Genomic DNA, 674 nt, shown 5'->3' with positions numbered 1-674 from the left:
CTGCTGGACAAGAACGACAAGGATTTCGGCAAGATCCTGCTGTTCGTCGACGCCAACCAGAACGGCCGCTCGACGGCCAAGGAGCTGCGCACGCTCGAGCAGGCCGGGATCGCGGCCATCAATCTGGGCGGCGTCGCCACCGGCCAGACCCGCGACCAGACCACCGAAAGCTTCGTGCAGAACACGATCAGCTTCATCTGGGCCGACGGCCGCACGGGCGAGGGCTACGACGTGGCCCTGGCGCGGCGGGTGCTGGGCTCGGAAGGTCTCGACGGCGGCGAATACCAGGCCGAGTGGGGCGCGGCGAACGAGGACGGCGAGCTGGGCCAGCTGACCAATGACGCCAAGACGGCCGCCAAGGCCGCCCGGATCAAGGTCAAGAAGGCGCTGCTGGATGCGATCGGGGCCAGCTACGGCGAGGTCAAGGCCGCCGCCCAGCTGGACTTCAGCGACCACGACCGCGTCGATGCGACGATCGCGGCCCGCTGGACCAAGATGAGCGCCTCGGAAAAGGCCAGCTGGCTGACCGGCCAGCAGCCGAGCGGCAAGGTGCGGCTGATCTCGGCCCAGCAGGCCCTGGCCAACGATCTGAACGCCGCGGCCAAGGCCCGCCAGGACGTGGTCGAGAAAGGCTACGCCCAGGCGGCCCGATCGGTGAACGCCTCCGGTCTGGG

At 69.1% G+C, this 674-nt stretch carries 1 protein-coding gene; it reads left to right on the top strand.

What is annotated here, in order from left to right; all coding sequences use genetic code 11:
* A partial coding sequence (locus AC07NS_RS26655) for an SPM autocatalytic domain-containing protein (protein ID WP_494608233.1) occupies window positions 1–674 on the top strand: 674 nt, incomplete at both ends.

The sequence above is a fragment of the Caulobacter sp. GW821-FHT10A10 genome, from assembly GCF_059415745.1.
Note: the sequence above shows the minus strand (reverse complement) of the source record. Positions and strands in the feature narration are given on the sequence as shown.